General features: G+C 61.5%; 15 protein-coding genes, 1 tRNA gene and 5 pseudogenes. 13 read left to right on the top strand and 8 right to left on the bottom strand.

The window, feature by feature from the left end; translation table 11 throughout:
• Nucleotides 1–58: 58 nt before the first annotated feature.
• The gene (locus FZ934_RS00940; protein WP_194273743.1) at nt 59–556 is read right to left on the bottom strand and encodes an isoprenylcysteine carboxyl methyltransferase family protein; all 498 of its coding nucleotides are present in this window, start codon (nt 554–556) and stop codon (nt 59–61) included.
• A pseudogene (locus tag FZ934_RS00945) lies at nt 553–1,606 on the bottom strand (type III polyketide synthase). The gene FZ934_RS00940 and the pseudogene FZ934_RS00945 overlap by 4 nt, the downstream one beginning before the upstream one ends.
• Before the next feature lie 163 nt (nt 1,607–1,769).
• Between FZ934_RS00945 and FZ934_RS00950 the strand changes: the two are divergent.
• The 3 genes and pseudogenes from FZ934_RS00950 (at nt 1,770) to FZ934_RS00960 (ending at nt 3,743) form a co-directional block, all read left to right on the top strand.
• On the top strand, nt 1,770–2,312 hold the full coding sequence (locus FZ934_RS00950) for a tetratricopeptide repeat protein (protein WP_153269530.1): 543 nt from the start codon (nt 1,770–1,772) through the stop codon (nt 2,310–2,312).
• A gap of 38 nt (nt 2,313–2,350) precedes the next feature.
• Nucleotides 2,351–2,959 carry an RNA polymerase sigma factor gene (locus tag FZ934_RS00955; RefSeq protein WP_153269531.1) on the top strand — a complete coding sequence of 203 codons (609 nt, stop codon included), beginning with the start codon at nt 2,351–2,353 and terminating at the stop codon, nt 2,957–2,959.
• A pseudogene (locus FZ934_RS00960) lies at nt 2,956–3,743 on the top strand (anti-sigma factor family protein). The gene FZ934_RS00955 and the pseudogene FZ934_RS00960 overlap by 4 nt, the downstream one beginning before the upstream one ends.
• Before the next feature lie 19 nt (nt 3,744–3,762).
• Here the strand turns inward: FZ934_RS00960 and FZ934_RS28625 are convergent.
• A pseudogene (locus FZ934_RS28625) lies at nt 3,763–5,825 on the bottom strand (ATP-dependent helicase).
• A gap of 208 nt (nt 5,826–6,033) precedes the next feature.
• Here FZ934_RS28625 and FZ934_RS00970 point away from each other — a divergent pair.
• Nucleotides 6,034–7,656 carry an ABC-F family ATP-binding cassette domain-containing protein gene (locus FZ934_RS00970; RefSeq protein WP_153269532.1) on the top strand — a complete coding sequence of 541 codons (1,623 nt, stop codon included), beginning with the start codon at nt 6,034–6,036 and terminating at the stop codon, nt 7,654–7,656.
• 26 nt (nt 7,657–7,682) lie between these two features.
• Here the strand turns inward: FZ934_RS00970 and pepT are convergent, their stop codons facing one another.
• Both pepT and FZ934_RS00980 read right to left on the bottom strand, forming a co-directional pair.
• Nucleotides 7,683–8,915, bottom strand: coding sequence for a peptidase T (pepT, locus tag FZ934_RS00975; protein WP_153269533.1), 1,233 nt, complete (start codon nt 8,913–8,915; stop codon nt 7,683–7,685).
• A gap of 98 nt (nt 8,916–9,013) precedes the next feature.
• A tRNA-Gln gene (locus FZ934_RS00980) sits at nt 9,014–9,087 on the bottom strand.
• A gap of 231 nt (nt 9,088–9,318) precedes the next feature.
• Between FZ934_RS00980 and FZ934_RS00985 the strand changes: the two are divergent.
• The 3 genes and pseudogenes from FZ934_RS00985 to FZ934_RS00995 all read left to right on the top strand — a co-directional run bounded on the left by FZ934_RS00985 (nt 9,319) and on the right by FZ934_RS00995 (nt 12,042).
• A pseudogene (locus tag FZ934_RS00985) lies at nt 9,319–10,871 on the top strand (Ppx/GppA phosphatase family protein).
• 10 nt (nt 10,872–10,881) lie between these two features.
• Complete coding sequence (locus FZ934_RS00990) at nt 10,882–11,601, top strand: RlmE family RNA methyltransferase (protein ID WP_153269534.1); 720 nt, start codon at nt 10,882–10,884, stop codon at nt 11,599–11,601.
• 57 nt (nt 11,602–11,658) lie between these two features.
• Nucleotides 11,659–12,042 (top strand): VOC family protein, encoded by a 384-nt coding sequence (locus FZ934_RS00995; protein ID WP_153269535.1) that lies wholly within the window; start codon nt 11,659–11,661, stop codon nt 12,040–12,042.
• Nucleotide 12,043: 1 nt separating this feature from the next.
• Here the strand turns inward: FZ934_RS00995 and FZ934_RS01000 are convergent, their stop codons facing one another.
• Complete coding sequence (locus FZ934_RS01000) at nt 12,044–13,468, bottom strand: DHA2 family efflux MFS transporter permease subunit (protein ID WP_153269536.1); 1,425 nt, start codon at nt 13,466–13,468, stop codon at nt 12,044–12,046.
• A gap of 254 nt (nt 13,469–13,722) precedes the next feature.
• Between FZ934_RS01000 and FZ934_RS01005 the strand changes: the two genes are divergently transcribed.
• The 5 genes from FZ934_RS01005 to FZ934_RS01025 all read left to right on the top strand — a co-directional run bounded on the left by FZ934_RS01005 (nt 13,723) and on the right by FZ934_RS01025 (nt 18,455).
• Nucleotides 13,723–14,715, top strand: coding sequence for an MBL fold metallo-hydrolase (locus FZ934_RS01005; RefSeq protein WP_153269537.1), 993 nt, complete (start codon nt 13,723–13,725; stop codon nt 14,713–14,715).
• A gap of 178 nt (nt 14,716–14,893) precedes the next feature.
• Complete coding sequence (guaB, locus tag FZ934_RS01010) at nt 14,894–16,378, top strand: IMP dehydrogenase (protein ID WP_113571336.1); 1,485 nt, start codon at nt 14,894–14,896, stop codon at nt 16,376–16,378.
• A 2-nt stretch (nt 16,379–16,380) separates the two neighbouring features.
• Nucleotides 16,381–16,944, top strand: a complete 564-nt coding sequence (locus FZ934_RS01015; RefSeq protein ID WP_153269538.1) for a hypothetical protein — start codon at nt 16,381–16,383, stop codon at nt 16,942–16,944.
• Between the two features lie 108 nt (nt 16,945–17,052).
• Nucleotides 17,053–17,475 (top strand): MAPEG family protein, encoded by a 423-nt coding sequence (locus tag FZ934_RS01020; RefSeq protein WP_153269539.1) that lies wholly within the window; start codon nt 17,053–17,055, stop codon nt 17,473–17,475.
• Nucleotides 17,476–17,579: 104 nt separating this feature from the next.
• On the top strand, nt 17,580–18,455 hold the full coding sequence (locus FZ934_RS01025) for a dienelactone hydrolase family protein (protein ID WP_153269540.1): 876 nt from the start codon (nt 17,580–17,582) through the stop codon (nt 18,453–18,455).
• Here the strand turns inward: FZ934_RS01025 and FZ934_RS01030 are convergent, their stop codons facing one another.
• Entirely contained in the window at nt 18,456–19,361 is a 906-nt protein-coding gene (locus tag FZ934_RS01030; protein WP_153269541.1) for a hydrogen peroxide-inducible genes activator, read from the bottom strand.
• A 380-nt stretch (nt 19,362–19,741) separates the two neighbouring features.
• On the opposite strand from FZ934_RS01030, the gene FZ934_RS01035 reads away from it, so the two are divergent.
• The gene (locus tag FZ934_RS01035) at nt 19,742–20,374 is read left to right on the top strand and encodes a TetR/AcrR family transcriptional regulator (protein WP_153269542.1); all 633 of its coding nucleotides are present in this window, start codon (nt 19,742–19,744) and stop codon (nt 20,372–20,374) included.
• A 3-nt stretch (nt 20,375–20,377) separates the two neighbouring features.
• Here FZ934_RS01035 and FZ934_RS01040 read toward each other — a convergent pair.
• A pseudogene (locus FZ934_RS01040) lies at nt 20,378–21,333 on the bottom strand (LysR substrate-binding domain-containing protein).
• Nucleotides 21,334–21,375 lie beyond the last annotated feature (42 nt).

The raw sequence follows: 21,375 nt of genomic DNA on the forward strand, positions 1-21,375 counted from the left end.
TCTGGCGAGGAAGATGCCTCCGGAAAACTTGGCGTGCAAACGGAATTTCGTTTTTATTTCAAAAACATTCCCGCTTGAGCGCGGTGCTTTCCTCAGCGATGCGGACGCGGAGCATAAGGGCGTTGAGCAGCGAGAAGCCGAGAGCATAGAACGGTAGGCCGAAAGTGAGCGGAAGGGTGGCAATCTCGCCCGCCACGATTGCGTAGTTCGGATGTGACATGAACCGGTAAGGTCCCCGCTGAACCAGCGGCGTCCCCGGCAATATGACGATCCGTGTCGTCCATCGTTCACCGAGAGACGCGATGACCCAGATCCGCCCCGCCTGCAGCAGGCAGAAGATCACGAGCCAGATGGGATTGACGCTGTGTCCGGGCGCAAGCAGCCATAGCCCGGCAAGCCAGAGCGCGTGGAGCGTGACCATCAACGGATAGTGGCGCGCGCCGACTTCATGGCCGCCCTTTCGAAGGAGAGCATCAGTGTTGCGTCGCGCAAGTGCAAGTTCCGCCAGCCGCTGCAGCGTGACGAAGCTGAGAAGGATGATCGCCGGAGACATCATGCGACCCTCCGTAGCGTCATGCAGCTTGCCGAGAAGCCCGGCCCCATCGCCAGCATCGCGGATCGCTCTGGCAATCCCTGTCGCAACGCCCGCTCCAGCACGAAAAGCACAGTTGGCGACGACATGTTGCCATATTCGGCCAGAACCTCGCGCTCGACATCGAGAGTTCCCGTCGGCAGACAAAGAACTGTCTCAAGGGCTGCCAGCACGCGCGTTCCGCCTGGGTGGCAGATGAACCGGCCAATGTCATCCCGCGAAAGCCCGTTGCGATCGAGGATGGCATCGAGCGCTCCGCCAAGCTCTGCCTCGACAAACGGTGGCAGAGACTGCGCTAGCACCACGCCGAACCCGCCGTCATCGACCTTCCAGCCCATGATCCGAGCGTGTCGGGGAACAGATGCTCGCCGGTCGCCTCGATCTCAATGAGGCCGTCATTGCCGCCATTTCTCAGCACACAGGCGGCCGCGCCGTCGGCAAAAAGCGCTGTCGCGATGATGTTTGCGCGCGTCAGCTCGTCCAGCCGGAAAGCCAACGTGCAGAGTTCGATCGCGACGAAAAGCACGGTAGCGCCGGGCCGGTTCCTCACCAGCCGCGCCGCGACCGCCAACCCGAAACCCCGGCAGCGCAGCCGAGGCCGAAGACCGGCACGCGCTCGATGTCGGCGCGGAACCCCATCTGGCGCGCAAGCTGGGCGTCGAGGCTGGGTGTTGCGAGCCCCGTTGACGAGACGGTGACGATGCAATCGACGTCTTCAGCCGCCAGATCGGCGTCAGCGAGTGCTTTCGCCGCCGCCTCCGCGAACAGGCGCCGCGCCATATCGACATAGGCGGACATGCGATCCTCCCAGCCATGCGGTTCGGCAAACCAGTCAAGCGGACGCGTGGCGTGCCGGGTTCGAATGCCGGCGTTGGTAAAGACGCTCGCGAGATGGCGAAAATCCTGAAAGCGGTCTGAAAACAGTCGTGCGGCCGTTTCCGCCGCGTCTGATTGCTGGATGATGTGCTCAGGCACCGCTGTGGCGATACTGAGCAGTTTCACGTTTTTGTCCACGAAATGCTCCTGTTGCTCCCGGCAGACAGCAAACACCTCGCCCGGCTCTTTATTCGCCGGAGATGCTCACAAAGGCGTGATGGAAATGATGCGCGCCGCCCGCGAATAAAAATCGCCGCCCGCGTGTTCATTCGCTGCAACTCGATTCAAAGGAGATGAATCCATGACGACTGTGAGCGTTAAGATTGCGTCCGTCCTCGCCGGCGGCTGCATGGCGGCTCTGGCCCTGTCGATGCCTGCTTTCGCGGCGGGTGGAAGCGATGACGGCGCGACCATGCCGGTGTGCAAGAAGGGTGAGATGTACGATAAGAAGACGCAGAAATGCGTCAAGCAGCATAGCGCCAACGTCACCGACGAAAATCGGGCCGATTACGCCTATGCTCTCGCCAAGGCCAAGCGCTACGACGAGGCTCTTGCCATGCTAGACACGCTGCAGAATCCCAACACTGCCGAAGCGTTGAACTATCGCGGCTACGCAACGCGCAAGCTCGGACGGACGGACGAGGGGATTTCCTACTATCTCAAATCCGTCCAGCTGGACCCCGGCTACGCGAAGGTGCGCGAGTATCTCGGCGAGGCCTATGTCATCAAGGGTCAGATCGACCTCGCCAAGGACCAGTTGAGCACGATCAAGACGATCTGCGGTACGGACTGCGAGGAATATCGCGATCTGAACGAAGCAATCGCCGATCCTTCGAAGATCTGATCGACCGAGCGGAAATACGGTGCGCAGGGAGCTTTTCGATGCCGGTCGCTTACACCGAGTTTCCCGCCTATAGTCCTGCAAGACGAGGCCCGCAGGTTGTATCTGCGGGCCCTGACGGCAAACCCGTGGCGGAGGCAGTCATCGCAAGCGAAGCGGATATCAGGGGCGGGCTGGCCGGGCACCTCACCCGGCTGTGGCGTTACGGCCTCGTCCTGTCGCACCGGCGTGATGTGGCCGACGATCTCGTGCAGCAGACGTGCATGCGTGCGCTGGAGCGAGCTGGCCAATTCCAGCCGGGCACGCGGCTGGACCGTTGGCTGTTTGCGATCCTGCACTCGATCTGGCTGAACGAGATCCGCTCGATGCGGGTGCGTCAGGGGCATGGTTTTGTCGATGCCGAAGACGCTCTCGTGGTCGACGGCGCCCGCGAGGTCGAAGGCCACGTGATGAGGGGTCAGATATTGCGTCTGGTGAACGGGTTGCCCGACGCGCAGCGCGCGGCGGTCTTCCTGGCCTATGTGGAAGGCCTGTCCTACAAGGAAGTGGCGGAAATATTGGATATCCCGATCGGAACCGTGATGAGCCGCCTTGCTGCGGCCCGCGCCAAGCTCGCAGAGGGTCTCGCAGGAGGGGAGGCAGCAGGATGAGCGACGAAAGAAAATACCCCTCCGATGAAGAACTGACTGCCTTCCTCGATGGCGAACTCCCCCGGATGAGGCCCGCCGGATCGAAGCTCTGATTGCAGCCGATGGCGGTGTTGCCGAACGCGTCGAATTCCTGTCGCGCGCCAGTCTTCCTTTCGATCAGGCTTTCGCTCCGCTTCTCGCCGCCGCTCCTCATGACGATTTGCAGGCGATGCTGGCCAAGCTTTCACCTTTGCCGGAGGCCCGGCCTGCAAAAGTGGGACGCCGCGCCTTCCTCGGCGCACTCGCTGCAAGCCTCGTTGCCGGCATTGTCGTCGACCGCAGCTACATCGGCCTGCGCCGGCATCTCGACCGGGATGAAAGCAGCGAATGGCGCGCGGTCGTCGCCGAATATATCGATCTCTACACGGCCGATACCCTTTCGGGCCCGACGCCCGGTATCGAGACGCAGACCGCCGAACTCGCCATCATCCGCGACAAGCTCGGTCTGTCCCTGTCGCCGGCCTCGGTCGCGCTGTCGGGGGTCGAATTCAAGCGTGCGCTTGTCCTGCAATATGACGGCAAGCCGCTTGCCCAGATAGCCTATCTCGATCCCGAAACGGGTCCGCTTGCGCTCTGCATAGTTCGCACCGATGACGGGGCGCAGCCGCTCCGCATGGAAGGGCGAAAAGGCATGAACGTGGTCTACTGGTCGAGCGGCTCGCATGCCTTCATGCTGATCGGCCACGCCTCGCCGGAAAGGATGCAGGAGATCGCCGGCGACGTCGAAAACAGGGTGGCGGCATAAACAGCCGCCGCCGTCCCGATTATCTCCACATCGTTCGCATGCGCGCCCCGACGTCGACCCTGATCTGTTTTGTGCTCCGTTCCGTCGAGGCGGCCTTGACGAGCGGCCAGCTGGCGGCCTCGAAATACTGCAGCAGCGTCACCGGAATGAAGCGCGTGCGTGACGCATAAACATGCCGGTCGCGTTGGCCGTGCTGGCCGCTGGTGAAGAAACGTTGCGGCGTGATGAGCGTCAGGCTGTCCTTGGCGCGGGTCATCCCGACATAGAGCAGCCGTCGCTCCTCTTCGATCTCGTGAGTGGTTCCGACGGCAAGATCCGACGGGATGCAGCCGTCGACGACATTCAACATGAAGACCGCCCGCCATTCCTGCCCCTTGGAGGAGTGGATGGTCGAGAGGATCAGATAGTCCTCGTCGAGCAGCGGTACGCCGGCCTGGTCGCTCGTCGCATCCGGCGGGTCGAGCGTCAGTTCGGTCAGGAACCGCTCGCGGCTGGCATAGCCCGCGGCAATCTGCTCGAGCTGCAACAGATCGGCCTTGCGCGTCTCGGCATCCTCGTGGATGCGATCGAGATGCGGCTCGTACCACGTGCGGGCCTGAGCGATTTCGGCCGGCCACGCGGCATCGGATCGACGCAATCCCTCAAGCAGCTGGATCAATGCTGGCCAATGCTCTCCGGTCTTTGCGGGCGGCGGTATCTCGGCAAGCGCGACCAGCGGCTCCGGATCGGCCGCGATGGTGTCCAGTATCTTGCTCGCCGTTTGCGGCCCGATCCCGGGCAACATCTGCAGCAGCCGGAACCCGGAGACGCGGTCTCGCGGGTTCTGCGCAAACCTGAGGACGGCGAGCATGTCCTTCACATGAGCGGCGTCCAGGAATTTCAGCCCGCCGAATTTGACGAAAGGAATGTTTCGGCGCGTCAGCTCCACTTCCAGCGCGCCACTGTGGCTTGACGTACGGAACAGCACGGCCTGCTGCTTGAGGGGCATCCCGACCTCGCGATTGGCGAGGATCTGTTCGACGATGTAGTTGGCCTGGTCGGTCTCGTCCTTGACCGTCAAAAGCTTCGGGCGCTCCTCCGACTGCCGGTCGGTCCACAGGTTCTTGGTGAAGCGCTCGCGCGCCAGATCGATCACCCCGTTTGCCGCCGCAAGGATCGTCTGCGTCGAGCGATAATTCTGGTCGAGCGTGACGATATCGGCCGGCGGGGAGAACGATTTCGGAAAGTCGAGGATGTTGCGGATCGTGGCTGCCCGGAACGAATAGATCGACTGGGCATCGTCGCCAACGACCGTCAGCCCATGTCCCTGCGGCCTGAGCGCCATCAGCACCGAGGACTGCAGCTTGTTCGTATCCTGGTATTCGTCGACGAGAACATGGTCGAAGCGCCCGCCGATGTCGGCCGCAAGCTCGTCGTCGCTGACCATCTGCGCCCAGTAGAGCAAGAGGTCGTCGTAATCGAGGACGTTCTGCGACTGCTTTGCCTCGACATAACCGGCAAACAGCTCCCGCAGCTGCTCTTCCCATCCTGATACCCAGGGATACCAGGTCTTCAGCACCTCGTTCAACGGCGCCTCGGAGTTCACCGCGCGCGAATAGATGGAAAGACAGGTGCCTTTGGTCGGAAAACGGCTCTCCGTCTTGGAAAACCCGAGTTCGTGCCGGACGAGGTTCATCAGGTCGGCACTGTCCTCGCGATCGTGGATGGTGAAATCGACGTTCAGGCCGATCTGCTCGGCATAGATCCGCAGCAGCCGGGCGCCGATGCCGTGAAAGGTGCCGGCCCAGGTCAGCGCCTCGCTCAGGGCACCCGCCTGGGCGCCGAGTACCTGTCTGGAAATGCGATCGACCCGCCGCGCCATTTCGGCAGCGGCACGCCGGAGAAGGTCATGAGCAGAATGCGGCGTGGATCGGCGCCGTTGACGATCAGATGCGCGACCCGATGGGCAAGCGTGTTTGTCTTGCCGGAGCCGGCGCCGGCAATGATCAGCAGCGGTCCGGACGCCTTGCCTTCGCCAATTCCATGTTCGACAGCCAGCCGTTGTTGGTCGTTCAGCTTGTCCAGATAGGCGGCTGCCTGCATCTATGTCTTTTCCTTCATGTCGCCCGAGCCGCAATGCGCACGACTCGGAACAAATATGGAACGTAGCAGTGTCGGCGCGTCGTGGGAAGATCGTTTGAGCCGCTGGCAGCCGTCGCTGTCTCTTGTGCACTGCGCAAAAGCACGGGACAGCATGCCAATTGCATGGCATAAGGGCGCCCAAACGCGTTTTTCCGGAATTCCTCCTTATATGATTCGTATCGAAAATATCAGCAAGCAGAACAGCCACCGCATTCTCTTCATCGAGGCGTCGGCTGCCCTCAACAGAGGCGAGAAGATCGGCCTCGTCGGCCCAAATGGCGCCGGCAAGACGACCCTGTTCAGAATGATCACCGGCGACGAGACGCCGGATGAAGGCCAGGTCTCCGCCGACAAGGGCGTGACGATCGGCTATTTCAACCAGGATGTCGGCGAGATGGAAGGCCGCAGCGCGGTCGCAGAGGTCATGGAAGGCGCCGGCCCCGTCAGCGTCGTTGCCGCCGAACTGCGGCAGCTGGAAGCCGAGATGGTCGATCCCGACAAGCTCGATGAAATGGACCGCATCATCGAACGCTACGGCGAAGTGCAGGCACGCTACGAAGAACTGGACGGCTATGCGCTCGAGGGGCGTGCCCGCGAGGTGCTGGCGGGCTTGAGCTTCAGCCAGGAAATGATGGACGGCGATGTCGGCAAGCTGTCGGGTGGCTGGAAGATGCGCGTCGCGCTCGCCCGCATCCTGCTGATGCGCCCCGATGTCATGCTGCTCGACGAGCCGAGCAACCACCTGGATCTCGAAAGCCTGATCTGGCTCGAAGAATTCCTGAAGGGCTACGAGGGCGCCCTGCTGATGACCTCGCACGATCGCGAGTTCATGAACCGCATCGTCGGCAAGATCATCGAGATCGATGCCGGATCGCTGAACTCCTATTCCGGCGATTACGGCTTCTACGAACAGCAGCGGGCCCAGAACGAGAAGCAGCAGCAGGCGCAGTTCGAGCGCCAGCAGGCGATGCTTGCCAAGGAAATCAAGTTCATCGAGCGCTTCAAGGCGCGCGCATCGCATGCCTCGCAGGTGCAGAGCCGCGTCAAGAAGCTCGAAAAGATCGATCGCGTCGAGCCGCCCAAGCGCCGTCAGGCAGTCGCCTTCGAGTTCCTGCCTGCGCCGCGCTCCGGCGAAGACGTGATCAACGTCAAGAACGTCCACAAGAAATACGGCAGCCGCGTGATCTATGAAGGGCTCGACTTCATGGTACGGCGCAAGGAACGCTGGTGCATCATGGGCGTCAATGGCGCCGGCAAGTCGACGCTTCTGAAGCTGGTCGCGGGCTCCGCCGAACCGGATACGGGCAGCGTGGCGATCGGAGCAAGCGTCAAGATGGGCTATTTCGCCCAGCACGCCATGGACCTTCTCGACGGCGAGCTTACCGTTCTGGAATGGCTGGAGGAGTCCTTCCCGCTGTCGGGCCAGGCGCCGCTGCGAGCCCTTGCCGGCTGCTTCGGCTTCTCCGGTGACGACGTCGAGAAGAAGTGCCGCGTACTGTCAGGCGGCGAGAAAGCCCGCCTGGTCATGGCCAAGATGCTCTTCGACCCGCCGAACCTTCTGGTCCTCGACGAGCCGACCAACCACCTGGACCTCGACACGAAAGAAATGCTCATCAAGGCGCTCTCCGAATACGAGGGCACGATGCTCTTCGTCTCGCACGACCGCCACTTCCTCGCGGCCTTGTCGAACCGCGTGCTGGAACTGACGCCTGACGGCATCCATCAGTATCCTGGCGGCTACACGGAATATGTGGCAAGCACTGGCCAGGAAGCACCTGGCCTGCGCAGCTAAGATTATGTCCGAACGGGGAGCGCGCCTCAGGCGCGCTCTTCCCAGACCTTCACGAGTTCGACGATCGTCTGAACCGCCTTCTCCATGTCTTGCCGGCTGATCCATTCGAGCGGCGAATGAAACGCATGGCCGCCGGCGAAAATGTTGGGGCAGGGCAGCCCCATGAACGACAGCCGCGAACCGTCTGTGCCGCCGCGAATGCTGCCCCTCACAGGCTTGAGGCCCGCCCGGCGAACGGCTTCGATCGCATTGTCGACGATGTCAGGATGGCGGTCGAGGATCGCCTTCATGTTGCGGTATTGCTGTTTGACCTCGAAGCTGTAGGTCGAGCCGGGATAACCGGACAGCACGTCTTTCACGATGCTCTCGAGCAGAGCTTCTTTCGCAGCCAGACCATCTTCCGTAAAATCACGAACGATAAGGCTGATCGTCGCCTTCTCCATGGATCCCTCGATGCCGGTCGGGTGAATGAACCCATCCCTTCCTGCTGTGGTCTCAGGGGCGATGTCCCTGGGCAACCGGTCGACGATCGACGCAGCGATCTTGGCAGCGTTCTCCATCCTCCCCTTGGCAAAACCCGGATGCATGGCGACGCCGACAATGGTGATCTGGACGCCATCAGCGGAAAAGGTTTCGTCTTCTATGTGGCCAGCCGTCTCGCCGTCCATCGTATAGGCGAACTGCGCACCGAGCTTGGCGAGGTCGACCTTGTCGACACCGCGCCCGATCTCCTCGTCAGGTGTGAACAGCAACTTGACTGTCCCACGAGGGATTTCGGGATGGTCCAAAAGAAACTTTGCGGCGGTCATGATCTCGGCAACACCAGCCTTGTCGTCGGCGCCGAGGAGCGTCGTGCCGTCGGTGGTTATGATGTCATTGCCGATCTGATCGCTGAGCGCGGGGTGGTCGCTCACCCGGATGACCTGCTGAGTATCGCCCGTCAGAACAATATCGCCACCGCGATAGTTGCGCAGGACTTGCGGTTTGACGCCTGTGCCGCTGAAATCCGGCGCCGTATCCATGTGCGAGCAGAAGCAGATGGTTGGCACGGCCTTCCCGACGTTGGCGGGAACTGTTGCGTAGACATAACCATGCTCATCGAGATGCGCATCTTCCAGCCCCATCTGCAAAAGCTCGTCCACCAGCATGGCGCCGAGGGTCTTCTGCTTTTCAGTCGAAGGTTGTGAGGAAGACTGTGGATCGGACTGGGTGTCGATCACGACGTAGCGGAGAAAGCGATCGATAACGGTATCTGACATGGCGGTTTTCCGAATGATGGCATCAAATCACGATGATGCACTAAACCACATCAGGCCCGCGGCCTGCCATTCCGAAAAGCTTTATTTAAGAAGAAATTTGGCTGGGGAACCTGGACTCGAACCAAGATTAACGGAGTCAGAGTCCGTCGTTCTACCATTGAACTATTCCCCAGCAGGTGCGGCGCTCGAAGCGCTCCGCTGGTGTGCGGCGCTTATAAACAAAACTTGGCGGAATGCAAATACCTGTTTTGAAAAAAATCGAACCTTGTTGTGGAGCGATTGTAACCCCTTTGTAAAGGCATCCTAAAAAGAGGTTGGCGTTTCGGCCCGGCACTGGTATTCTTGCCGCAACGCAAAATCGAATGAGCGCCAGCTGCATACCTTTCTGGACTTGCGCGGCGCGGTGGATAACGAACGTGAAAGACCCGAAGGCGGTGTGAAGCCGCAACTTGACGGGGCGTCGGCGGCAGGTCGCGGGGATGGCAAGAAATCCCGGCGCCGCAAGGGCAAGCGAGGCGGGCATTCCCGCAACGCGGCTCATCCCGCCCAGCATGTCTCCTCCGGTGAACTCGGAGAGACCGCGCGCCCAACAGATAATGTCGCCGGGAATCCGGCCCGAAAGCGCAAGCGCCGCCGTGGTGCGGGTGGACCTCCAGACGTTGCGTCCAAAAGACCTCAGGGTGAAGACAAGATTGTCGCGGCTGGCCAGCCTGCGCGCAATGACGGCGAATCGTCACCCAGCCGTCGAAATCGTCGCAAGCATCGCGGCAAGCGCGGCCTGCAGGGACGGCCTCTCGCTCAGCAGAAGCCTGCCGCCCAGGTACAGCCGCAGCAATCGGCTCCCGTCGCGCGATCTGGCGGTGACAACCGTCCCGCGGAAACACCGGGGCGCACCCAGCGGCCGACAGAGCGCGATCAGCAGCGGTCCACACCGGCGCAGCATCCTTGGCCGGACGAGCTTTATGCCGCTCTCGATCTCGGCACCAACAATTGCCGCCTGCTGATTGCGCAGCCGACGCGGCCAGGGCAGTTTCGTGTCGTTGATGCCTTCTCGCGGATCGTACGCCTCGGGGAAGGGCTCGCGGCAAGCGGCCGGCTCTCCGACGATGCCATGGATCGCGCGGTCGAGGCATTGCGCGTCTGCGCCTCCAAGCTGAAGAATCGCGAAATCCGCCGCATGCGGCTAATCGCGACCGAGGCCTGCCGGCAGGCAAGCAATGGCGCTGAGTTTCTTGAGCGCGTCATCACCGAAACCGGCCTCGAGCTCGAGATCATCGATCGCGAGACCGAAGCACGGCTTGCCGTTTCCGGTTGCTCGTCGCTCGTCGGTCGTGAAACGCGGTCGGTCGTTCTTTTCGATATCGGCGGCGGCTCTTCTGAGATCGCGGTCATCCGTATCGGCGATAGCCGCTTCAATCGCCTCGCCAATCACATCACCCACTGGACCTCCTTGCCCGTTGGCGTCGTCACGCTGTCGGAACGCCATGGCGGCCGGGATGTGACGCCGGATGTCTTTGAAGGCATGGTGGTGGAAGTGGCAGGCATGCTTTCCAGCTTCGATTGCCCGCGATCGACATCGGTCACGCGGATGATTTTCATCTGATCGGCACATCGGGAACGGTCACGACGCTTGCGGGCGTTCATCTCGATCTGCCTCGCTACGACCGCCGCAAGGTAGACGGTATCTGGCTTTCCGACGACGAGGTTTCGGCCATGCAGGCAAAGCTCTTGTCCTGGGATTTCGAAAGCCGCGCGGCCAATCCGTGCATCGGGCCGGATCGCGCCGATCTGGTGCTCGCCGGCTGCGCCATTCTCGAGGCGATCCGTCGCCGCTGGCCGAGCCCGCGCATGCGGGTGGCCGATCGCGGCTTGAGGGAAGGCCTGTTGACAGACATGATGGCGGACGACGGCGTCTGGCGGCGCCACCGCAACCGCCGCGGCCAGCGCGGCAAATAGGGGACAGGCAATGGCGAAGCCAACGATTGCGGGCAACCGCACCGGCCGCAAACTCGGCCAGCGCGTCAAGAACAAGAAGATGAAGGCGTCGTCGCGGCAGTGGCTGCAGCGTCACATCAACGATCCCTACGTCCAGCGTGCCCAGCTGGAAGGCTATCGCGCACGCGCCGCCTTCAAGCTGCTGGAGATCGACGAGAAGCACAGCATCCTGAAGGGCGCGCGCCGCATCATCGATCTTGGCGCCGCGCCTGGCAGCTGGTCGCAGATCGCTGCCAAGGTCACGGGGTCCACGGATGAGGATGTCCGCGTCGCGGCGATCGACTTCCTGGAGATGGCTCCGCTGCCGGGCGTCAAGATCCTGCAGCTGGACTTCCTCGACCCCTCGGCACCGGCACAGTTGATCGAATCCGTTGGCGGTACGCCGGATCTGGTGATTTCGGATATGGCGGCGCCGACGACCGGCCACCACCGCACCGACCACCTGCGCACCATGCATCTTTGCGAGGTGGCTGCCCATTTTGCTGTCGAAGTGTTGGGTGAGGGTGGCCATTTCCTGGCGAAGACCTTCCAGGGCGGCACCGAGCGCGACCTTCTCAACATGCTGAAGCGGCATTTCAAGCAGGTCGTCCACGTCAAGCCGGCATCGTCGCGGGCCGAATCAGTCGAAATGTTCCTGCTCGCGAAGCACTTCAAGGGGCGGCAAGCCGAACCTGACGTTACGGAAGCTTGATCTTTGGGCTGTTCTTGGGCGATGATGATCTCCCAAGACTTGGAATGCCCGGCCATCATGCTTCTATACGTTACCCTCGGAACCAACGACATCGATCAGGCACGGCGGTTCTACGATATCGTCCTGCCGCTTCTCGGCTATCGACGCCAACGCCACTCGGAAGAGGAGATCGGCTACTCCGCCGACGGCGACACGCGCTGCCGGCTGTGGATTGTAACGCCATTCAACCGCAGGCGGGCCTCGAACGGCAACGGCTCGATGGTGGCACTCCACGCCGAGCGGCGCGCCGATGTCGATGCGTTTCATGCCGCGGCGCTGGCGGCCGGTGGCGTTGACGAGGGAGCGCCGGGCTTGCGGCCGTTCCACGCCAATTTCTACGCTGCCTATGTCCGTGATCCCGATGGCAACAAGCTAAGCGCCGTCTGCGAGAACCCGGAATAGCTTACTTCACGGCCTGCTGTTCGGCTTCGATCGTCGCCGGCGTCACCCGCGCGGCGCGATGGCCGGAGACGAGCGCGCCGGCGCTCTTGTCCATCCGGATGAAGGGGATGGTCGCCACGACCGTCAGGATCGCTATCACATAGAATGCGACGTGGAAGTCGGCCACCTGCAGCGCTTCGCCACGGAAGTAGATCGAGGTTTCCAGAATCGCGGCGGCAACGGCGACGCCGAGAGCCAGACTGATCTGCTGCATGACAGAACTCATCGACGTCGCCTGGCTGGCCTGCGCATCGTCGATGTCGGCAAAGGCCAGCGCATTGACGCCGGTAAAGAAAAACGACCGTGAGAAGCCTCCGACCAGAAGGATCGCGATAATCACCAGATGCGGCGTCTGCGGCGTAAAGAAGCCGGTCGCTACGGTGACGATGGTCGTGACAGCCGCCGCCGAAAGCAGCGTCGTGCGGAAGCCAGCCGCGGCAAAGACACGACGCGCCATGAACTTGGTAGTGATCGCCCCGATCGCGCCGGCAAAGGTGATAAGGCCCGATTGAAACGGCGTCAGGCCGAAACCGAGCTGCAGCATCAGCGGCGTCAGGAAGGGCATGGCGCCGATACAGATACGAAACAGCGTGCCGCCCGTGGTCGATGCCCGGAACGTCGGGTTCTTGAAGAGTTTCAAGTTGAGGATCGGCGCCGGATGCCGTTTGGCGTGGCGCACGTAGAGAAATCCGCAAGCGAGACCGATCACGGTTGCCGTAATGCCGATCACAGGCGGCAGTGCTGGCAGGCTGACGACGGAGAGACCGAAGACCACGCCGGCCGCCGAAAACGACGTCAGCACGAAGCCGACGACGTCAAGCTTCGGCGGCGCGGTCGCTTCGACTTCCGGCAGGAAGATCGTTGCGAGCCAGACGCCGATAATGCCGACAGGCACGTTGATCAGGAAGATCCAGTGCCAGGTGAAGTAGGTGGTGATGAAGCCCCCGAGTGGCGGTCCGGCAAGCGGCCCGACCAGTGCCGGAATGGTCAGCAACGCCATTGCTGAAACCAGCTCGCTGCGCTTTGTTGTTCTGAGCAGCACCAGGCGTCCGACCGGCGTCATCATCGCTCCGCCCATGCCCTGCAGGAAGCGGGCGACGACGAACTCGATCAGGCCGGACGAGGCCGCGCAGCAGATCGACCCGACGACGAAGACGCAGATGGCGAGGCGGAAGATGCGCTTGGCGCCAAACCTGTCCGCCATCCATCCGCTAACAGGAATGAACACCGCAAGCGACACCATGTAGGAGGTCAGCGCCAGCTTCAGCGTGATCGGCCCGACGTGGAGATCGTTGGCGATGGCGGGAAGGGCTGTCGAAATGACGGTGGAATCCATCTGCTCCATGAAGAGAGCGACGGCGAGGATCAGCGGAACGATGCGGTTCATGCGCGAATGCCTTGAAGGTCTTGCGAAGGCGGCTCGGAAAGCCAGTGCTCTGTAGTCCTAGGTAGCGCCGCTGCCAACCCTTCATTCCCGTTCGGCAACACGTTTGCATCACGTCTGCGTGAGACGGCTTGCGCTCAGGTTGTAGTGCCCGAAATTGACATCTGTTTGTTTCGGCTCGTTGCGATAAGCGGCGGGCCGGTTCCGATTTTGGGGGGTGCGGCGAAGACGCCGCACGTTATTGGAAGGATGGGGACATGACCGCACCGCTGGGGATGAGACGGCGTACGCTGTTTGCTGCAGGCATTGGCCTGCTGGCTGCGCCGATGATTTTGAAAGGAACGGCCGCGATGGCCGCAAGTGGAGATAACGCCAAGATGGATGCGACACCGCAGCCCCAGTTCAATCAGTTCAAGCTGGGCTCCTACAAGTTCACCGTCTTCAAGGACGGCGCAACGATTGCCGACAAACCCTATGAAACCTTCGGGACCAACCAGAAGCCGGAGACCGTCCAGGAACTGCTCACGAAGAATTTCCTGCCGGCTGATAAGTTCGTCAACTCTTACGCTCCGACGTTGATCGACACCGGTTCGGATGTGATCCTTGTGGATACCGGCTTTGGCGAAGGCGGTCGCGCCCGCGGCAGTGGGCTGCTTCTTTCCGGGCTCAAGGCAGCCGGATATTCGCCTGACGACATTACGGTGGTCGCGCTGACCCATCTGCACGGCGATCACATCGGCGGTCTGCTGGAAGGCGGCGCTCCTGCCTTCAAGAATGCCCGCTATGTCATCGGCCAGATCGAGTATGACTTCTGGACGGACAAGGCTCGCGAGGGCACGCCGGCCGAAGGCGGCCACAAGGCGGTTCTCGCCAATGTGGTGCCCCTTGCCGAAAAGGCGACGTTCATTGGCGATGGCGGGACCATTGCAGGCGGTATCACGGCGATGCTTGCACCCGGTCACACGCAGGGCCACATGGTTTTCCACGTCGAATCCGAGGGCAAGCGCCTCGTGGCAACGGGCGATACCGCCAACCACTATATCCTGTCGCTGCAGAAGCCAGACTGGGAGGTCCGTTTCGATATGGACAAAGCCCAGGCCGCCGCCACCCGTCGCAAGGTGTTCGGCATGATCGCCGCCGAGAAGATCGCCTTTATCGGCTACCACATGCCGTTCCCTTCGGTCGGCTTCGTGGAGACCTATGAAGACGGCTATCGCTTCGTTCCGAAGACCTATCAGTTCGACCTGTGAAGTCGCTGCATGGCAGCCATACCAGGCCCGGCGGAGACGCCGGGCTTTTTGCTATTCCCTTCCTGTCATAGACGTGTTACCAGCCCTCGCCAACTTCCAAAGCAACCCTTGCACACCGCCGGTGCGGACGATTCGTTCCGGGAGGCGTTGCATTTTTCTTAATTGAAGGAAATTGGCCATGGCTCGCATCATAGAAACGCCAACCGGTTTGGACGCACTCACCTTCGATGACGTGCTCCTGCAGCCCGGTCATTCCGAGGTTCTGCCGGGTCAGACGAGCGTTGCAACCCGCATCGCAACCGATTTCGAGCTGAACATTCCGATCATCTCCTCGGCCATGGACACCGTCACGGAAAGCCGTCTTGCCATCGCCATGGCGCAGGCCGGCGGCCTCGGCGTCATCCACAAGAACCTGACGCCTGCCGAGCAGGCCGAGCAGGTCCGCCAGGTCAAGAAGTTCGAAAGCGGCATGGTCGTCAACCCGGTGACGATCGGTCCTGACGCGACGCTCGCCGATGCGCTGGCGCTCATGAAGATCCACAGCATCTCCGGTATTCCAGTCGTTGAAAAGACCGGCCGTCTCGTCGGCATTCTGACAAACCGCGACGTTCGCTTCGCTTCGGATCCGAAGCAGAAGATCTACGAACTGATGACGCGCGAAAACCTCGTCACCGTCAAGGAAAGCGTCGACCAGCAGGAAGCCAAGCGCCTGCTGCACTCGCATCGCATCGAGAAGCTTCTGGTGGTGGATGGCGAAGGTCGCTGCGTCGGTCTCATCACCGTCAAGGACATCGAAAAGTCGCAGCTGAACCCGAACGCATCCAAGGACGCCCAGGGCCGTCTCCGCGCTGCTGCCGCCGTCGGCGTCGGTGACGATGGTTTCGATCGCGCCGAGCGCCTGATCGAAGCGGGCGTCGACCTTCTCGTTGTCGATACCGCGCATGGCCACTCGCAAGGCGTTCTGAATGCCGTGGCGCGGGTCAAGAAGCTCTCCAACTCCGTGCGGGTCATGGCCGGCAACGTTGCGACATCTGATGGCACCAAGGCGCTGATCGATGCCGGTGCCGATGCCGTCAAGGTCGGTATCGGTCCCGGTTCCATCTGCACCACGCGCATCGTCGCCGGCGTCGGCGTTCCGCAGCTCGCCGCCATCATGTCGGCCGTCGAGGCAGCACGCGCGCAGGATATCCCCGTCATCGCTGATGGTGGCATCAAGTTCTCCGGCGACGTCGCCAAGGCGATCGCATCCGGCGCTTCCGCTGTGATGATCGGTTCGCTGCTCGCCGGCACGGATGAAAGCCCGGGCGAAGTCTATCTCTACCAGGGCCGCTCGTTCAAAGCCTATCGCGGCATGGGCTCCGTCGGCGCCATGGCCCGCGGCTCGGCAGACCGTTACTTCCAGGCCGAAGTGCGCGACACGCTGAAGCTCGTGCCTGAAGGCATCGAAGGCCAGGTTCCCTACAAGGGTCCGGTATCCGGCGTCCTGCACCAGCTCGCAGGTGGCCTCAAGGCGGCCATGGGCTATGTCGGCGGCAAGGACATCAAGGATTTCCAGGAGCGCGCGACCTTCGTGCGTATCTCCGGCGCTGGCCTCCGTGAGAGCCATCCGCACGACGTGACGATCACCCGCGAAAGCCCGAACTATCCGAGCGCTGGCGGCTGAGAATGAACGCGGGCAGCCGTATTCCGCTCTGGATTATCGCGCTGCTCGCAGCCCTCTGCCTGGGCGTGCTTGCGTGGACGACATTCGGCTTTGTCGTCCCCTTCAAGCACGAAACCGGCCAGGCGGTCCTGGATGTCTATTTCGCCGGTTACGACGAACTGACCGTCGGGCGGATGCAGCGATTGCTCGAACAGAACGAGGTCGCCGACAATCTGCTGAGGGCGATGTATTTTGGCCCTGAGCTGATCTTTCCAGCCCTCCTGGCGACGCTCCTTTTTCTCGTCATTCTGCGGCTGCGGACAGCAATACCGGATCAGGCGCGCCCGACGGGTTCTCTGGTGCTGAAGGCGATCTATGCGTTGCCGTTCGTCTACGGTGTTACGGACTATGGCGAGAACATATCGAGCCTGATCGCGTTCGGAGACAGTACCTCGGCGTCATTCGCCGCTGCCATCCTGCCGTGGATGACAAAGCTGAAGTTCGCCAGCCTCGCCGTCTGCCTGATCCTCATCGTGCGCTTCGCGATCATTCGCTACATGGCCCTTGGCCCGCGAGAGGACCGCTGACGCCGGGTGAGGGGCGCATTGCCGCAATCTCCACCATGTGACTGGAAAGCCCATCTCTTTTCCTCTACAGCGCACAGCTCAAAGCAAAGGCGTTAAGGAGAAGACCATATGACCGGCTACGAGATGTTTTGGCCCATTATAGCCCACGCAGCGCTGGTCTATGGACTGTACATGCTCCTCGGTTTCCGCCGCATGCGGATGGTTCGCGCCGGAAAGGTTGAGATCTCCGACTACCGCGAGAACCGGTCGGAGCCCCAGGAAAGCCTGTTTGTGAAGAACAGCCTCGCCAACCAGTTCGAATTGCCGGTGCTCTTCTATGCCTGCTGCGTTCTGCTCTACATCACCGAAGCCGACAACATCGTTGCCGTGGTGCTGGCCTGGATCTTCGTGGCCCTTCGCTATCTCCATGCGGCCGTGCATGTGACCAGCAACAACATGCGCTATCGCAGCCCGCTGTTTGGCGCGGGTTATGTTGTCCTCGGCGTCATGTGGATCTGGCTTGCGGTCTGGATGACCTTTCCCAACGGCTGAGCAGTCAGTGGGGCGTTGAGGTAACGCAGTTTTGTAATCGCGTTACCCGTGGCTGTCCTATGTTTTCCCTCGGAAACTCTGGGTAGGGAACAGGAGGCCCCCAAATGGACAAGCCGGAAATCACGCAGGCGATGATCAACGCCTACGACGAATACACGCATCTGACCCTCGACCGCCGCAACTTCATGGACAAGCTGACGAAGCTGGCCGGCTCCGCGGGCGCGGCGGCGGTCATCGCCCCAATGCTTGCCGCCAACAAGGCGAGCGCGGAGATGATTGCAGCCGAGGATCCCAGGCTGGTCGCGAAGGACGTAACCTATCCCGGCGGATCCGGCGAAATGAAGGGTTATCTGGTCGAGCCGAAAGACGCATCGGGCAAGCTCGGCGCGGTCATCGTAGTCCACGAGAATCGCGGCCTCAATCCGCACATCAAGGACGTCGCCCGCCGCATGGCCCTCGAGGGCTTCATCGCGCTGGCGCCGGATTTTCTTTCGCCACAAGGCGGAACACCTGAGAACGAGGACAAGGCGCGCGAGATGTTCAGCGCACTCGACCGTCCGGCGACGGTGGCGAACGCCGAAGCGACGCTTGCCTATCTGAGCAAGCTCAACAATTCCAACGGAAAGGTCGGGGTTATCGGCTTTTGCTGGGGTGGCGGGCTGGTCAATGACTTCGCCACCAAGTCGCAGGAGCTGAAAGCGGGTGTCGCCTATTATGGCGCCCAGCCGAAGGCCGCTGATGTCCCCAACATCAAGGCGGCGTTGATGCTCCACTATGCCGGTCTGGACGAGCGCATCAACGCCGGCATCGATGCCTACAAGAAAGCGTTGCAGGACAACGGCAAGGACTTCCAGATCTTCGTCTATGACGGTGTCAACCACGCCTTCAACAACGATACGTCGTCTGCCCGCTACGACAAGAAGGCAGCCGATCTCGCCTGGGGCAGGACGGTCGAATTCCTGAAGAAGAACCTCGCCTGATCAGGCGACCGCGTCGCGCGGAGCAGGGGCGACGGCAACGATCGTCTCTGCCAGCGCTTCCATCTCTTTGCCGCGATGGGTACTGCGCCGCCAGGCAAGGCCGATCTCGCGGGCGGGCTGCGGATCGGCGAACGGCACGATGCGGATGGAGTTGCGGCTTGTTTCTGTCGGAATGGCGATCTCTGGGATCAGCGTCATGCCCATGTCGTGCGATACCATCTGCAGGAGGGTCGCCATCGACGTTGCCCCAAAATTGACGAGGCTCCGCTTGCCGGCGCTGCAGACGGCGAGCGCCTGATCGCGCAGGCAATGTCCTTCTTCCAGCAGCAGCAGCCGGTCGACATTCACCTCGTGTTCGGTCAGCGGCGACATCAGCACGGCTTCGCCATTATCCGCAACGGCCATGAAAAACCGGTCGGTAAACAGAGGTCGTGTCTGGATGCCCTCGATGTCGAGCGGCAGCGCTGCGATGACGGCATCAAGCTTGCCGGCCGAGAGATCCGCCATCAGTCGATCGGTGACTGCTTCGCGAAGCTCCACCTCGACATCAGGGTAGCTCGCGCGAAGATGCGGGATGAACTGCGGAACGAGATAGGGCGCCACCGTCGGAATGATCCCGATCCGGATCAACCCTTCCAGCGTTCCCCCGCCTTTTCGAGCCGTCTGCTCCAGCAGGTCGACCTGATGCAGGATCGAGCGGACGTGGTGCAGCACCTCTTCGCCCTTCGGCGTCAGGATCGTGCTCTGGCGGGTGCGCTCCACCAGCTTGGCGCCGAGATAGTCTTCCATCTCCATGATCTGCGTCGACAGCGCGGGCTGGCTGATGTGCACCATCTCGGCGGCGCGGCCGAAGTGGCGCGTCGTCGCGAGGGCATCGAAGTAGCGCATCTGTCGAAGGGTCAGCATGATAATTTATTCCAATCGTTGTCCATGGGTAGATACGACTGGAAATTATCGTCGGTCAACCCGCGAAGCGACAAACGCGCGGCCGCGACACGTCGGTCAGCGTCCGAAAACGTTGCCGGTTTCCGGACCATCAGCGAATCAGTCCGCGGCCGCCATCGGGAGCCCGAATTAGCATGCCGAAAAGCGCATTTTCCTGACCAGACGCACGCGTCAACAGAGACCAAATTCGGGTGTATCGCGCAGATTTGATTTAGCTTTTACCGATGCATACAATCCGAACTATCGCGTTTACGAGTCGTGAAGAACTGAGATGCCATATCGGCCAAACGGCGCCGGCATGAACCACTTCCGTCGCTCCACATAGAACAAATGGGAACGACATGAAGGTCGGAAGTTTGGATCGCATTGGCCTCCGTCGGAAGCCGAAGCAGGAACGCAGTATTCAGCGGCTGGATCTGATCTTGTCAGCAGCCGAAACAATCATTGCCGAGAAGGGCGTGAACGCGATGCGCATGACGGAGTTGGCAATTGCCGCCAATGTCCCGATCGGTTCCGTCTATCAATATTTCCCCGAAAAAGCCGCGATCGTTAAGGCGCTGTTCGACCGGAACGCATTGGCGATCCAGTGTAGAATTGCAAACGCCTTTTCCGATGTCACGTCTGTCGACGATGCGCTCGAAGTGCTGGCAAGCACCATCGACTGGCACTACGACGACTATCGCAACGATGCCGCCTATCTCGGCATCTGGATGGGAACGGAGACCGACCAGGATCTGCTGAAACTCAACATCGAGCACAGCGGCCGGATCGCCGGGATTTTCCATGATACGGTTCGTCGCATCGCTCCCGAACTCGCGAATGCCGACATGGAAGCGCGCACCTATCTCTTCAGCCATCTGATCGGAGCGTCGATCCGGCTTGCCGTCGTGACGGAAGCATCGCTCGCCCGGCGCATTCTCGACGAGTGGAAGAACGTCATCCGCACGTCCTTCTTCGCTCCGATGGCTGCCTGAGACCTACCAGCTCGGTACGACGTTCGCGACCTTGAGGCGGGGCTGAGCCCGCCCGTAGGCGTTCTTCACATCCGGCTCCAGATTGTCGTCGACGACGGCAGGCGTGATGTTGTCGAGGCAGGCGGTGATGTGCGCCGTGATCGCGTTCATCAGCGAAATCGAAACACCCGGCCGCTTCATGATGCCGATCTGGACCGGGGAAGGGCGGGGAACCCGTCCGCCTGGCTCAGCACTTTCATGCCGGTGCGCAACGCCGATTCCGGCATCACGGAGACCGCCATGCCGGCAAGAACGGCGGCCGCGACCACGGTGCAGGACCAGCTGGTAAACAGGATCTGATGTTCGCGGCCGACGGCGTCGAGCGCCGAGCAGGCAAGCTGGCGCCACTGGCAGTCACGGCGACCGACCGCAAGCGGCACCGGTGCATCGTCACGGATCGGATGGTTGGCGGAGCCGACCCAGCAGAGTGGCTCGGTCCGCACGACATCGGACATGCGCTCGCGCGGGTTATGCGTCACCAGCGCGATATCGAGTTCGCCGCGATGCATGCGCTCCGCGAGGTCCACCGAGGGCTCGCAGACGATGTAGAGCTCGACGTTCGGATGCGTCTTTGCAAAGCGGCCGATGATTTCAGGCATGTAGCGGTCGGCGTAGTCATCGGGCGTGCCGATGCGCAGCGTTCCCTCGAGGCGGTTGTCGTCGAAGGCCGCGATCGCCTCGTTGTTGAGGCGGATCATGCGCCGCGCATAATTCAGCAGCTTTTCGCCCTCGGCGGTCAGGCGGTTGCCGCGGCCATCCTTGATGAAAAGCTGTTTGCCGATGCGCTCTTCCAGCCGTCGCATCTGCATGGAGACGGCCGATTGCGTCTTGTAGACCCTGTCGGCCGCCTTGGTGAAGCTGCCGGAATCCACAATCGCAATGAAAGTCTGCAACTGATCAATATCAAGAGGCGCGGACATCAGGTCACCCATAAAGTTCTCTGATGATAATCATTAGAAACA

Origin of the sequence: Rhizobium grahamii (assembly GCF_009498215.1) — a bacterium.
Classification (GTDB): Bacteria; Pseudomonadota; Alphaproteobacteria; order Rhizobiales; family Rhizobiaceae; genus Rhizobium; species Rhizobium grahamii_A.

Excerpts from the sequence above, each read along its gene's own strand:
- pepT (WP_153269533.1), bottom strand. The coding sequence starts at position 8,915 with ATGTCAGATACCGTTATCGATCGCTTTCTCCGCTACGTCGTGATCGAC.
- FZ934_RS00990 (WP_153269534.1), top strand. The coding sequence starts at position 10,882 with ATGGCGAAGCCAACGATTGCGGGCAACCGCACCGGCCGCAAACTCGGC.
- FZ934_RS00995 (WP_153269535.1), top strand. The coding sequence starts at position 11,659 with ATGCTTCTATACGTTACCCTCGGAACCAACGACATCGATCAGGCACGG.
- FZ934_RS01020 (WP_153269539.1), top strand. The coding sequence starts at position 17,053 with ATGACCGGCTACGAGATGTTTTGGCCCATTATAGCCCACGCAGCGCTG.
- FZ934_RS00940 (WP_194273743.1), bottom strand. The coding sequence starts at position 556 with ATGATGTCTCCGGCGATCATCCTTCTCAGCTTCGTCACGCTGCAGCGG.
- FZ934_RS01025 (WP_153269540.1), top strand. The coding sequence starts at position 17,580 with ATGGACAAGCCGGAAATCACGCAGGCGATGATCAACGCCTACGACGAA.
- FZ934_RS01000 (WP_153269536.1), bottom strand. The coding sequence starts at position 13,468 with ATGAACCGCATCGTTCCGCTGATCCTCGCCGTCGCTCTCTTCATGGAG.
- FZ934_RS01015 (WP_153269538.1), top strand. The coding sequence starts at position 16,381 with ATGAACGCGGGCAGCCGTATTCCGCTCTGGATTATCGCGCTGCTCGCA.
- FZ934_RS01035 (WP_153269542.1), top strand. The coding sequence starts at position 19,742 with ATGAAGGTCGGAAGTTTGGATCGCATTGGCCTCCGTCGGAAGCCGAAG.
- guaB (WP_113571336.1), top strand. The coding sequence starts at position 14,894 with ATGGCTCGCATCATAGAAACGCCAACCGGTTTGGACGCACTCACCTTC.
- FZ934_RS01030 (WP_153269541.1), bottom strand. The coding sequence starts at position 19,361 with ATGCTGACCCTTCGACAGATGCGCTACTTCGATGCCCTCGCGACGACG.
- FZ934_RS00955 (WP_153269531.1), top strand. The coding sequence starts at position 2,351 with ATGCCGGTCGCTTACACCGAGTTTCCCGCCTATAGTCCTGCAAGACGA.
- FZ934_RS00950 (WP_153269530.1), top strand. The coding sequence starts at position 1,770 with ATGACGACTGTGAGCGTTAAGATTGCGTCCGTCCTCGCCGGCGGCTGC.
- FZ934_RS01005 (WP_153269537.1), top strand. The coding sequence starts at position 13,723 with ATGACCGCACCGCTGGGGATGAGACGGCGTACGCTGTTTGCTGCAGGC.
- FZ934_RS00970 (WP_153269532.1), top strand. The coding sequence starts at position 6,034 with ATGATTCGTATCGAAAATATCAGCAAGCAGAACAGCCACCGCATTCTC.